We start from the raw sequence: 11,974 nt of genomic DNA, 5'->3' as shown, positions 1-11,974 counted from the left end.
AGCTGGCCGGGGTCGACCACCACGGCAAGCTCCCGGCGCCGACCTCGCCCGCGCCGGCCGGGGCCGACAAGAGCAAGTAGCGGCACGTACGACGCGGCCCCGCACCCGGTTGGGTGCGGGGCCGTTTCCGTCTACTCAACCGACGACGGTACTCAGCCGACGACCGGCGCTCAGGCGACGACCGGCGTACCGGTCAGCTCGACGCCCGCGGACCGCAGCTCGCCCACCGCCGCGTCGACCGTCTCGCGGGCGACCCCGGCGGTCAGGTCCAGCAGTACCCGGGTGGCGAAGCCCTCGCGGCGCGCGTCCAGCGCCGTCGCCCGTACGCAGTGGTCGGTGGCGATGCCGACGACGTCGACCTGGTCGACCGCGTGCCGGTGCAGCCACTCGACCAGCGGCGTACCGTGCGCGCGTCCCTCGAACCCCGAGTACGCCGCGGCGTGCGCGCCCTTGTCGAACACCGCCTCCAGGTACGACTGGTCGAGGTCCGGGTGCAGGTCGGCGCCGACCGTACCGGCGACGCAGTGTGCCGGCCAGGTGCGGACGAAGTCCGGGTTGGGGCTGAAGTGGTCGCCCGGGTCGATGTGGTGGTCCCGGGTGGCGACCACGTGGTCCCAGCGGCGCGGCCCGCCCTCCGCCGCGTTCGCCCGGAACAGCCCGGTCAACTGGTGCGCGATCGCCGAACCGCCGGCGACCGCCAGCGATCCGCCCTCGCAGAAGTCGTTCTGGACATCGACCACGATCAGTGCGGTGGACACCCGTCCGCCCCTTTCCCCGACACGGCTGGGTCGTCCCCATTGTCCGCCGGACGCGCGGCTCCCGCGTCAGCTGGTGGGAGACAGCATCGTGACGGGGATGGCGGGGTCGCCGGCGGACAGTTTCAGGCCGTCCCACGGGATCGAGACGAGGCAGCCGGCCAGGTGCCGCCGGCTCGCGGGCAGGTCCGGCAGGTCCGCGGCGGGTTCACCGCCCACCAGGTACGGGCGCTGCAGCGGCCGGTCGTGCGGCTCCTCCGGCGGCCGGCACTGCGACCCGACGACCTCCTCGGTGGCCGTACCGGTCGGCTTGTGCCGGCGCACCGCGTACTTCCGGCCGCCGACGGTGCGCTTGTTCTCGGACCGCTTCACCACGGCCCGCCCGTCCACCTCGACCAGCTTGTACACGAGTTGCGCGGTGGGGGCGCCGGCGCCGGTGACGACCGCGGTGCCGGCACCGTACGCGTCGACGGGGGCGGCGGCGAGCGAGGCGATGGAGTGCTCGTCGAGGTCGCCGGAGACGACGATCCGGGTGTCCCGGGCGCCGAGCGAGTCGAGCAGGTCGCGGGCCTGGACGGCCATCACGGACAGGTCGCCGGAGTCGATCCGGATCGCGCCCAGCTCCGGCCCGGCCACCTCGATCGCGGTACGGATGCCCTGCGTGATGTCGTACGTGTCGACGAGCAGCGTGGTGTCCTTGCCGGACGTCGCGATCTGCGAGGCGAACGCCTCCGCCTCCGAGTCGTGCAGCAGCGTGAACGCGTGCGCCGCGGTACCCGCCGTGGGGATGTCGTACCGGCGGCCGGCCTCGACGTTCGACGTGGACGCGAAACCCGCCAGGTACGCCGCGCGCGCCGCCGCGACCGCGGACCGCTCGTGCGTACGCCGGGAGCCCATCTCGATGATCGGGCGCCCGCGCGCGGCGGTGACCATCCGGGCCGCCGCGGTCGCGATCGCGCAGTCGTGGTTGAGCACCGACAACGCCAGCGTCTCCAGGACGACACCGACCGCGAACGGCGCGACCACCGTCAGGATCGGCGAACCGGGGAAGTACAGCTCGCCCTCGGCGTACCCCTCGATGTCGCCGGTGAACCGGTACGCCGCAAGCCACTCGGCGGTCAGGTCGTCCACGACGCCGCGGTCCCGCAGGAACGCGATGTCGTCCGGCTCGAACCGGAAGTCGCGGATCGCGTCCACGAGCCGGCCGGTACCGGCGACCACGCCGTACCTCCGCTGGTTCGGCAGCCGGCGGCCGAACACCTCGAACACGCACGGCCGGTCGGCCGTCCCGTCACGCAGCGCGGCCGACACCATCGTCAGCTCGTACTGGTCGGTCAGCAGCGCCGTGCTCGGCATGGTGTCTCCCATCGCTTGACCTGGCAGGCGTCAGCGTATCCGGGCCGCGGACCACGGTGACCGCGGTGCGCCGAACGGGGCCCGCCGGCCGAATGGGGTACGAATGGGTGCGGAGCGTGTCGATCGGCGCCAGCTCGCGTCGACCGCCGGGAGGCGGACCGGGTACCGCGCAGAAGGCGCTGTCCGCCACGACCCGGGTCGCCCGCGCCGCGACCGCCGCGGTCGTCGTGCACCGACCGTCGCCGTCGCCGTGCGGTACCGGACGGCGGGGAAGAATTCACGACATGTTCCACCAGCCCCGCGTACGGCCGGGTCATCGGTTGACGGTCGCCGTACCGGTGCTGTGCGGCGCGGAACAAACACGCACCGCGGGCGGCAATCCGGCGTACGGTCACAGAAGCAGGAAGATCGACAGCCGGAGGACGGTGGATGGGCCCGAGCGGGGAGGGGACACCGCGGCGGGTGCTGGTGGTGTCGGCGGACATGGGTGGCGGGCACCATGCCACCGGACGGGCGTTGGAAGAGGACGTGGAGCGGCACTGGCCGGGCAGCGAGGTCCGGTGGGTGGACACGCTCGACACGATGGGCCGCTGGGTCGGCCCGCTGTTCCGCCGCGTCTACGTGGCGAACGTGCGCACCACGCCCTGGCTCTACGAGTACTTCTACTCGGCGCTGTGGCGGCACCGGTGGTTCGCGTCGGCGTCGAAGGGTGTCGTCGCCGCGTGGTCCGGGCGCCGGCTCGCCGGTGAGGTGGAACGCTTCGACCCCGACCTCATCCTGTCCACGTACCCGCTGGGGTCGGCCGGGCTGGCGTGGCTGCGCCGCAACCGGATGCTGCCCGTACCGGTGGGCGCGTGGGTGTCGGACTTCGCGCCGCACCCGTTCTGGCTGTACCGCGACCTGGACGCGACGTACCTGATGCATCCGGCGGCGCTGCCGATGGCGGAGTTGGCCGAGCCGGGCATCCCCGCGCTCGCGACCGTGCCGACCGTGGAGAGCCGCTTCCACCCGGGCGATCGGCTGGTGGAACGCAAGACCCTGGGCCTGAGTACGGACCGCTTCGTCGTCCTCGTCTCCTGCGGCGCGTACGGGTTCGGCGCGGTGACCGAGGCGGTCGACGCGCTGCTCGCCGCCGGCGACGGCGTACAGGTCGTGGTGGCCTGCGCGCGCAACGAGAAGCTGCGCGCCGAGCTGGCCGCGCGCGGACTGCCCGCCGACCGCCTCGTACCGCTGGGGTGGACGCCGGACATGGCCGGGCTGACCCGCGCCGCGGACCTGGTCGTCACGAACGCCGGCGGCGCGACCTCCCTGGAGGCGCTGGCCAGCGGGCGGCCCGTCGTCATGTACCGGCCGATCGCCGCGCACGGCGCCGCGAACGCCGCGCTCATGACGCTGTCCGGACTGGCCGAGACGTGTACCCGGCCGGCGGCGCTGACGGCGCTGGTGTCCACGCTGGCCGGGGGCCCCGCGCCGGTCGCCGCGTTCGACACGGTCCCGCCGCGCGACGGCGTTCCGGCCGGCGGTCGGTCGGCGGACGCCGTGTCGAGCGACGGCGCGGCCCGCGACGGCGCGCCCGGCCACCCGGTACCGGGCGGCGACGTGCCGGGTGCCGGCGTGATCGACGCGTACCTGCGGGGTCATGACGCGCACGCCGACCTGCCCGCCCTGGCCCGGCGTACGCCACCGGTCGCGCCGCCCGCCGGGGCCGCCGCCCGCATCACCCCGGTACGCCGGGCGTGGCCGCTGCGCCCGCCGGACTCGTTCTTCCTGCACGTCCAGACGCGGACGATCACCCAGCAGGTCGGCGCGGTGATCACGACCGAACCGGAGCCGGGGGCCGAGCCGCTGACCGCCGCGGTGCTCGCCGACCGGATCCAGGCCGCCCTCCCGGTACTCACCACGCTGCGCCGCCGGCTCGTACCGCGGGGGGACTGGCGGCGGCCCGGCTGGGTCGTCGACCCGACCGTACGGCCGGCGGACCACGTGGTGGAGGTGACCGCCGCCGACGAGACGGAGCGCTCCGCCGTACTCGACCGGTTCTGGTCGGAGCCGGTGTCGCTGCGCCGCCCGCCGTGGCAGCTGCTGGTGGTGCACGGCGCCGGCGACGGCTGCACACTGGCGTTCAAGATGCACCACGCGATCGGCGACGGGCTGTCGCTGATCGGCACGCTGGACCGGCTGCTGGAGACGCCGGGCCGGCCCGCGTACCGGCGGCGGGCGGGTGCCCGGCGCGCGGCGCCCACCCTGCGCGGCATGGCGTTCCACGCGCGGCGGGTGGTGCGCGGCATGTGGGAGCTGGGCACGTCCGCCGGCGCGCCCCGGCACCCGTTCAACCGCGACCTGTCGCCGAACCGGCGCGGCATCGTCACCGTTCCGCTGCCGACCGAGGACGTCCGCGCCGCCGCCCGCGCCCACCGGGTACGCAGCAGCGAGGTGCTGCTCGGGGTGGTCGCCGAGGCGCTGCACCGGGCGGGCGTCGCCGGCGCCCCCGGTACGCCGACGCGGCTGCGCACGATGCTGCCGGTGGCGATGGCGTCCGCGGACGGCGGGCGCACGGCGGGCAACCGTACCGGGGTGGTGTCGGTGGACCTGCCGGTCGGGCCGATGAGCGTCACGGCCCGGATCCAGGCCATCCGCGGTGACCTGCACCGGCGGATGAACCAGGGCGAGCCGCACGCCGCCGCGTTCGTGATGCGCGCGCTCGGCATGTTCCCGGCGCCGGTGCACGGCTGGATGTCCCGCCGGGTCTACAACGCGCAGTTCTTCAACATGATCGCGTCGTACATTCCGGGGCCGTTGCGGGAGCGGCGGCTGGCCGGGCACCGCCTGACCGAGGTGTACCCGGTGGTCGCGCTCGCCGAGGGCGTCCCGCTCGGCGTCGGCATCATGCGGTACGCCGGGGTCACCGGCCTCTGCGTCCTGTACGACGAGTCGCTGCGGGAGTACGCCGGTCCGCTCGCCGGCGCGGTGCGGACGGCGTTCGCCGACGCGGCGGCGGCCCGACGGGCCGGGTGAGCATGCCCGGCCTGCTCGTCGCCGTACCGGCAGCGGTGTTGGGGGCGCTGTCGTTCGGCCTGTCGTCGAACCTGCAGTACCGGGCGAACCACCAGGTGCCGGAGCGCGCGACCGGCGACCCGTCGCTGTTCGCCGACCTGCTCGGCAACAAGCTGTGGCGGCTGTCGATCGTACTGGCGATCCTCGGCTTCGCCCTCCAGGTCGTGGCCCTGCGGTACGGCCCGGTCATGCTGGTGCAGCCGCTCCTGGTGTGCAGCCTGCTGTTCTACGTCCTGCTCACGCCGGCGCTCGCCGGTCGGCGCCCGGACGGGATGCGCATTCTCGGCGCCTGCCTGGCGCTGGCCGGGCTGGTGTCGTTCCTGACGGTGGCGCGGCCCAGCGACTCGGGCGGCAAGGACCTCACCCCGGCGACGATCCTGCCGCTCGGCATCGGCCTCGCCGTCCTGCTCACGCTCTGCCTCGTCGCCTCGTACTCGGTGGCCCGGCGGTGGCGGTCGCTGCCGCTCGCGCTCGCCACCGGCATCTGCTACGGCGTGACCGCCGGCCTGGTACGCAGCCTGTCCGACCGGTTCGGTGACGGCTTCCCCGAGCTGTTCCACCACTGGCAGCTGTACGCGATCTGCGTGCTCGGCCCGCTCGGCGTGCTGCTCAACCAGAACACGTTCCAGCAGGGCAGGTTGGGCAGTCCGGCGCTGGCGATCATCACCACGGTCGACCCGCTCATCTCGATCGGCGTCGGCCTGCTGTGGCTGGACGGCACCATCGCGGTCGGCGTCGGCCCGGTGCTCGGCGAGATCGTGGCGCTGGCCGTGATGGCCGGCGGCATCGCCGTCCTGGCCACCCGGGCGCCGCACCTCGCGCAGGAGGGCAGCCCGGTGGTACACGAGTCGAAGGTGGGTGACTGATGCGTATCCGAGGCGCGGTGGCGCTGGTGACCGGTGCGTCGTCCGGGATCGGCTGGGCGACGGCGTTGCGGCTGGCCGAACTGGGCGCGCGGGTGATCCTCACCGGCCGCGACACGAACAAGCTCGCCGTCCTCGCCACCATGACCGGCGGTACGCCGCTGGCCGCGGACCTGTCCGACCCGGCCGCGGTCAGCCACCTGGCGACCGCCGCGCTGGACGCCGCCGGTCGCGTCGACCTGCTCGTCAACAACGCCGGCGAGGGGTACGCGGGCCGCGTCACGTCGATGGCCGCCGGGCAGGTCGCGCGGCTGGTCGCGACGAACCTGGTGGCGCCGATCGAGCTGACCCGGATGCTGTTGCCGGGCATGGTCTCCCGCGGTACGGGCACCGTCGCGTTCGTGTCGTCGATCGCGGGGCGTACCGGGGTGGCCGGGGAGGCGGTGTACGCGGCGACCAAGGCGGGCGTCGACACGTTCGCCGAGTCGCTGCGGCTGGAGCTGGCCGACACCGGCGTACGGGTGGGTGTGCTCGTACCGGGCGTGGTCCGTACCGCGTTCTTCGAGCGGCGCGGCGAGCCCTACCAGCGGCGTACACCCCGGCCGCTGCCCGCCGCGCGGGTCGCCGACGTGCTGGTCCGGGCGATCGCCACCGACCACCCCGAGCGGTACGCCCCGGCCTGGTTGCGCCTGCCCGTCGCGGTCCGCGCGCTCGCGCCCACCACGTACCGGCGGCTGGCGGGGCGGTTCGGCGGCGCGTAGCCGGTGTCAGCCGAGGATGTCGGTGAGCCGGAGGGCGAACTCGGTGGGCCGTTCCGCGTAGCCGGCGTGCCCGCCGGGGAAGCCGACGACCTCGGTGCCGAGCCGGTCGGCGAGCACCCGGACCGGCCGGGCCGGTAGCTGGTCGCCCGACTCGACGCCGCCGGCCGGCACGATCTCGGTCCGTACCGTCGCCAGGACGTCGAGGTCGGGCCGGAACGCGACCGCCGGCAGCATCCCGTACGCGAGGAAGAACGGGCGGTTCGCGAGCGTGCGGGTGACCATCCCGGCGAGGTGCGGTGGCAGGGTCGCCGGATCGGGCAGCGGCTCGTCGTCCCCCTCGCGCAGCCCGGTGACCTCGCCGAACAGCGCCCACGCCGGCTCCACCCCCCGCTCCGCGTACTCGTCACGTACCCGGTGGAAGGCCGCGTGGTGCGTGGCGTGGTCCGGCAGCAGCGTGACGGCCGGCGGCTCGTGCGCCACGACGATCCGCACCAGCTCGGGGTACCGGGCGGTCAGGTCCAGCGCGATCTGCGCGCCGGAACTGGACCCGAACACCAGCGCGGGCGTCTCGGCGAGCGCGGTCAGTACGGCGGCGGCGTCGTCGGCGTTGGTCGGCACGTCCTGCTCGACCGGCGGCCCGGCCAGCGGGCTCCGCGAGTAGCCCCGCGGGTCGTACGTGATCACCCGGTAGCGGTCGGCCAGTTCGGCGACGAGCGCGCCGTACGCCTCGCTGTCGCCGTTGCCGCCGGTGATCAGCAGCAGGCTCGGCCCCTCGCCCCGCACCTCGCAGTACAGCGTGGCGCCGGGGCGGGTCAGGTGGTGGACGGTCATCGCGCGCTCCCGTGTCTCGGCTCGTACGCCCGAGCCTGACCGCCGGCCCTGACACGGCGCGCACCCGACGCTGACACGCGCCGCCGTACGGCCCGGACGCGACCCGCTCGGGCCCGACGCCGGGTTGAGCCGCGGGCGGTACGTCCGGATCCGTTCACGACGCCGGTGGCGGATGGGCGATGTCACCCGGTTTCGGGTGGCGGGCCGGTGCCGTGGCACCCGGGCGTACCGTTGCGGCGAGGGTCGCGTGCCGGGTGCCGGGCCCTCGGCGGAGTGGTCCGGAAGGGGTGGCGATGGCGGAGCTGAGCATCGGGGCGACACGCACCGAGTCGGGGACGCGCACGGAGTTGATCGAGAGCGCGATCGAGCGGTTCGGGCACCTGCCGCCGGAGGCGATCCTCAAGGAGGACCTGCTCCGCACCGGGATGGCGTTCGACGACTCGGCGCTGACCGACAACGAGGACGGCGAGGTCAAGCCGAAGTCGTACTTCATCTTCTCGTTCGACCACCGGGAGCTGCCGGAGCTGGGCAGCGCCGCGCTGCGCCGGCCGCCGGAGGAGATCGTGCTGACCGGCGGCCCGTGGTCGCTGCGCCGCACCGTCGTGTCGGTGCGCGTCAACCCGACCTCGCCGTACCGGGTGGCGGCGGGCGAGGACGGCGTGCTGCGCCTGCACATGGACGGCAAGCCGATCGCCGACGTGGGCCTGCCCCCGATGCCCGAGTACTACCGGCATCCGCTCGCCAACGGCAAGCAGGTGATGGAGGTGGCGCCGACGATCCAGTGGGGCTACCTGATCTACCTGACCGTCTTCCGCGTCTGCCAGTACTTCGGCGCCAAGGAGGAGTGCCAGTACTGCGACATCAACCACAACTGGCGCCAGCACAAGAAGGCCGGCCGGCCGTACACCGGGGTCAAGCCGGTGGAGGAGGTGCTGGAGGCGCTCGCCCTGATCGACCGGTACGACACGGCGAAGCTGTCCACCGCGTACACGTTGACGGGCGGCAGCGTCACGAAGACCGTGGAGGGGCTGGCGGAGGCCGACTTCTACGGGCGGTACGCGAAGGCCATCGAGGAGCGTTTCCCCGGCCGGTGGATCGGCAAGGTCGTCGCGCAGGCGCTGCCGAAGGCCGACGTGCAGCGGTTCTTCGACTACGGCATCCGCATCTACCACCCGAACTACGAGGTCTGGGACAAGCGCCTGTTCGAGCTGTACTGCCCCGGCAAGGAGCGGTACGTCGGGCGCGAGGAGTGGCACCGCCGCATCCTCGACGCCGCCGACGTGTTCGGTGCCCGCAACGTCATCCCGAACTTCGTGGCCGGCGTCGAGATGGCCGCGCCGCACGGCTTCACCGAGGTGGACGCCGCGATCGAGTCGACCGCCGAGGGCCTCGAATACTTCATGTCCCGCGGGATCACGCCGCGGTTCACCACCTGGTGCCCGGAGCCGACGACGCCGCTCGGCAGGGCGAACCCGCAGGGCGCGCCGCTGGAGTACCACCTCAAGCTGCTGACCGTGTACCGGGAGACGATGGAGCGCAACAAGCTCGCCGCCCCGCCCGGGTACGGCCCGCCCGGCGCCGGCAACGCGGTGTTCTCGGTCAGCTCGTTCATGGACAGCCTGCCCGCCGAGGACTGACCGCGGCCCCAGGAGGCGTGTGATGTCGTACTCGAAGGACGTGGGGGAGGTCAGCGCGCGGTTCCGGCCGCTGGTCGAGGTGCCGTCGCTGACGTTCTCCTCCGGCACGAACACCCGCTTCGTGGCGCCGGGCTCGGCGACGAACCGGCAGTTCGGCCTGTTCGAGTGGAACATGGCGGCCGGCCCCGGCGGGCCGGACCCGCACTTCCACAAGACGTTCTCGGAGTCCTTCTACGTCATGGAGGGCACCGTCCAGCTGTACGACGGGGCCCGCTGGACCGACGCGCACCCCGGCGACTTCCTGTACGTGCCGGAGGGCGGGGTGCACGCGTTCCGGAACGCGAGCGGCGCGCCCGCAAGGATGCTGATCCTGTTCGCGCCCGCCCCGCCGCGCGAGAAGTACTTCGAGGAGTTGTACGAGATCGGCCGTACCGGGCGGCAGCTGTCCGACGACGAGTGGACCGAGCTGTTCGCCCGGCACGACCAGTACCGGGCCGAGTGACCGCCCGGGGCGCCGCGTGGCGCTGCGCGGTGGCGGCGCTGGCCGGGCTGGTGCTCGCGTCGGCCGGCGGCGCGCTCGGTTCGCTGCTGTGGCGCACCCCGGAGGCGGTGCAGCTGTGTGTCGCCCCGCCGGCGCTGCTCGCGGGTGGGCTGGGCGTGTCGTGGCTGCGCGGCCGGCCCGGCCACATCGCCGTCACGGTCCTCAGCCTGTACGCGCTGGCCTGGGCGGTCGCGTTCCTGGTGCACACGGGCCCGCCGTACCTGCGGCCGGTGTTGCCGGCGCTGCACGTGGGGCTCGCCGCCGCGGGCGCGGTGGTGGCGGTGGGCGGGCTGGTGTTCGCCGCCCGCGCCGGCCGACAGCCATGATCACCTGAACGCACCTCGCTCGTTACTCTCCGCGGACAGTACGGGGGACGAGGAGAGTGCGATGCGTCGTGGGCTGGCTCTGATCGGAGCGGCCGTGGTGGTGGCGGCAGCGGTGGCCGGGTTCGGCGCACCGGCGGAGGCCACGGTGGTGCGGCCGTTCCAGCAGGAGTACCACGAGAACGTCTACGGCGACTTCCTGCAGGCCGGCAACGCCGTGCTCGGGTGCCCGCCGGCCGACACCCGCTGTGCCGCCGCGCAGCAGCGCACCACCAGCGCCGGCAACAACAGCTTCGCCATGCAGTACGTGAACGCCGCGCCGGGCCTGGGCGGCGTCAACTCCAGCGTGGCGCAGCTGACCGTGCCGCCGGGCGCGACCGTCGCGTACGCGATCCTGTTGTGGGGCGGTGACCTGGCGCAGTACCGGCTCGGCCGGGGCACGCTGAAGCGTTGCGACGCCAGCCATCCGGACGCGACCGTGCCGTCCGGCAGCCCCGACTCCCATCCGGTACGGGTGCGCATCGGCACCGGTGCGGCCGCCTCCGTCACGCCCACCCGGTACTCGGAGGATCCGGCCGCGGACAGCGGACCGCACTACTACACGGCCGAGTCGGTCGTCACGGGCGCGTTCGCGTCGGTACCGACGGGCAGCCCGGTCCGCATCGCCGTCGGCGACATCTGGGCGCCCCAGGGGTACGGCTGCGTCGGCGGCTGGTCGCTCACGCTGGTGTACCGCTACCCGTCGGCGAACGCCACGTACGCGCCGGTCAAGCGGGCCGTGTACGCGTACGCCGGGCACGTGCTGCAGCGTTCCAAGGACACGCCGACCACGGTACGGATCTCCGGATTCCGCGCCGCGGACCTCGGTGACGTGCGCGCCGGCGTCACCGCGTACGAGGGGGACTGGAACGTGCCGGGCAGCCGGTTCGCCATCAACGGAACGCTGATCCCCGAGCCGGGCACCGGCGACCGTACGAAGTTCTTCAACAGCAGCACCGACGGCGCGGTCGACCCGGACGTACCCAACAACATGAGCGTCGACGCGAAGGCGTTCACGATCCCGCGGGACGTCATCAGGCCGGGCTCGTCCAGCGCCACGCTGACGTTCAGCACCAGCGGCGACACGTACCTGGCGCAGCAGCTCGCGTTCTCCGTACCGGTGCCGGACATCGACATCACGAAGCGCGCCGACGTCACGCGCGCCGGACCGGGCGACAGGGTCACGTACACGGTGACGATCCGGAACGTGGGCGGCGCCGCGCATCCCGACGTCCGCTACACCGACGACCTCGCCGACGTCCTCGACGACGCCTCGTACCGCGGGGACGCCGAGGCCGACGGCGGCCGCGTCACCTCCTCCGGCGGCGTACTCACCTGGGCCGGCGCCGTACCGGTCGGCGCGACGTACCACGTGAAGTACAGCGTGGTGGTGCACGATCCGCTGAGCGGCGACCGGCGGATGCGCAACGCGGTGGTCACCGACGACCCGACCGTGTCCTGCCCGGCCGGCGCCACCGACCCGGGCTGCGCGGTCACCGTCGCGCTGCACCGTACGACCGGCGGCGGCACGAGCGGCGGCGGCACCGGCGGCGGCACGCTGCCCACCACCGGCTCCCGGTACGCCCTGGTCGCCGGGCTCGGCCTCGCCCTGGTCGGCGTCGGCGTCGCGCTGACCGTCCTCGTCCGGCGCCGCCGCGCCTGATCCCGCCGCGGGGCCACGCGTCGAGGAGCCCGCACCGCAACCCGCCCGCCCCGGTACCGCACGCGCGGTGCCGGGGCGTTCGCGCGACGAGTGCGTTAAGAGGCTGTGTCCCCTGCTGACCTGCGGCCGTACGGGCGACTAAGGTTCCAGG

At 73.9% G+C, this 11,974-nt stretch carries 10 protein-coding genes; 7 read left to right on the top strand and 3 right to left on the bottom strand.

Translation table 11 applies throughout. From position 1 onward, the window contains the following. Positions 1-170 precede the first annotated feature (170 nt). On the bottom strand, positions 171-758 hold the full coding sequence (locus tag Aru02nite_RS36230; protein WP_203665076.1) for an isochorismatase family protein: 588 nt from the start codon (positions 756-758) through the stop codon (positions 171-173). 66 nt (positions 759-824) lie between these two features. Then, positions 825-2,111, bottom strand: a complete 1,287-nt coding sequence (locus Aru02nite_RS36225) for a nicotinate phosphoribosyltransferase (RefSeq protein ID WP_203665075.1) — start codon at positions 2,109-2,111, stop codon at positions 825-827. 429 nt (positions 2,112-2,540) lie between these two features. Here Aru02nite_RS36225 and Aru02nite_RS36220 point away from each other — a divergent pair, with 429 nt between their 5' ends. Genes Aru02nite_RS36220 through Aru02nite_RS36210 form a run of 3 tightly spaced genes read left to right on the top strand, consistent with a single transcriptional unit; the run spans position 2,541 to position 6,789 of the window. Beyond that, entirely contained in the window at positions 2,541-5,126 is a 2,586-nt protein-coding gene (locus Aru02nite_RS36220) for a wax ester/triacylglycerol synthase domain-containing protein (RefSeq protein WP_203665074.1), read from the top strand. 2 nt (positions 5,127-5,128) lie between these two features. Next, the gene (locus tag Aru02nite_RS36215; protein ID WP_239077181.1) at positions 5,129-6,031 is read left to right on the top strand and encodes a DMT family transporter; all 903 of its coding nucleotides are present in this window, start codon (positions 5,129-5,131) and stop codon (positions 6,029-6,031) included. Continuing rightward, positions 6,031-6,789 (top strand): SDR family NAD(P)-dependent oxidoreductase, encoded by a 759-nt coding sequence (locus tag Aru02nite_RS36210; protein ID WP_203665072.1) that lies wholly within the window; start codon positions 6,031-6,033, stop codon positions 6,787-6,789. Before Aru02nite_RS36215 ends, Aru02nite_RS36210 begins: the two co-directional genes overlap by 1 nt. A gap of 6 nt (positions 6,790-6,795) precedes the next feature. Here Aru02nite_RS36210 and Aru02nite_RS36205 read toward each other — a convergent pair whose 3' ends face one another. Beyond that, a complete protein-coding gene (locus Aru02nite_RS36205) occupies positions 6,796-7,620 on the bottom strand; it encodes an alpha/beta fold hydrolase (RefSeq protein WP_203665071.1) in 825 nt (274 codons plus the stop codon). A 293-nt stretch (positions 7,621-7,913) separates the two neighbouring features. Here Aru02nite_RS36205 and Aru02nite_RS36200 point away from each other — a divergent pair, with 293 nt between their 5' ends. From Aru02nite_RS36200 to Aru02nite_RS36185, 4 genes are all read left to right on the top strand, one after another. Further along, on the top strand, positions 7,914-9,257 hold the full coding sequence (locus tag Aru02nite_RS36200) for a radical SAM protein (protein WP_203665070.1): 1,344 nt from the start codon (positions 7,914-7,916) through the stop codon (positions 9,255-9,257). 22 nt (positions 9,258-9,279) lie between these two features. Next, positions 9,280-9,759 carry a cupin domain-containing protein gene (locus Aru02nite_RS36195; RefSeq protein ID WP_203665069.1) on the top strand — a complete coding sequence of 160 codons (480 nt, stop codon included), beginning with the start codon at positions 9,280-9,282 and terminating at the stop codon, positions 9,757-9,759. After that, positions 9,756-10,124 (top strand): hypothetical protein, encoded by a 369-nt coding sequence (locus tag Aru02nite_RS36190; protein ID WP_203665068.1) that lies wholly within the window; start codon positions 9,756-9,758, stop codon positions 10,122-10,124. Before Aru02nite_RS36195 ends, Aru02nite_RS36190 begins: the two co-directional genes overlap by 4 nt. A gap of 61 nt (positions 10,125-10,185) precedes the next feature. Beyond that, positions 10,186-11,823: a DUF7927 domain-containing protein gene (locus Aru02nite_RS36185; RefSeq protein ID WP_203665067.1), complete on the top strand. Its 1,638-nt coding sequence runs from the start codon at positions 10,186-10,188 to the stop codon at positions 11,821-11,823. Positions 11,824-11,974 lie beyond the last annotated feature (151 nt).

The organism is Actinocatenispora rupis, assembly GCF_016861975.1.
In the GTDB taxonomy this organism is placed as follows: Bacteria; Actinomycetota; Actinomycetes; order Mycobacteriales; family Micromonosporaceae; genus Actinocatenispora; species Actinocatenispora rupis.
This window is presented reverse-complemented; position numbering and strand designations above follow the sequence as displayed.

What these genes read in the sequence shown, in the direction of transcription:
- Aru02nite_RS36210 (WP_203665072.1), top strand. Translation starts at nt 6,031, where the DNA reads ATGCGTATCCGAGGCGCGGTGGCGCTGGTGACCGGTGCGTCGTCCGGG.
- Aru02nite_RS36195 (WP_203665069.1), top strand. Translation starts at nt 9,280, where the DNA reads ATGTCGTACTCGAAGGACGTGGGGGAGGTCAGCGCGCGGTTCCGGCCG.
- Aru02nite_RS36215 (WP_239077181.1), top strand. Translation starts at nt 5,129, where the DNA reads ATGCCCGGCCTGCTCGTCGCCGTACCGGCAGCGGTGTTGGGGGCGCTG.
- Aru02nite_RS36220 (WP_203665074.1), top strand. Translation starts at nt 2,541, where the DNA reads ATGGGCCCGAGCGGGGAGGGGACACCGCGGCGGGTGCTGGTGGTGTCG.
- Aru02nite_RS36200 (WP_203665070.1), top strand. Translation starts at nt 7,914, where the DNA reads ATGGCGGAGCTGAGCATCGGGGCGACACGCACCGAGTCGGGGACGCGC.
- Aru02nite_RS36225 (WP_203665075.1), bottom strand. Translation starts at nt 2,111, where the DNA reads ATGCCGAGCACGGCGCTGCTGACCGACCAGTACGAGCTGACGATGGTG.
- Aru02nite_RS36185 (WP_203665067.1), top strand. Translation starts at nt 10,186, where the DNA reads ATGCGTCGTGGGCTGGCTCTGATCGGAGCGGCCGTGGTGGTGGCGGCA.
- Aru02nite_RS36205 (WP_203665071.1), bottom strand. Translation starts at nt 7,620, where the DNA reads ATGACCGTCCACCACCTGACCCGCCCCGGCGCCACGCTGTACTGCGAG.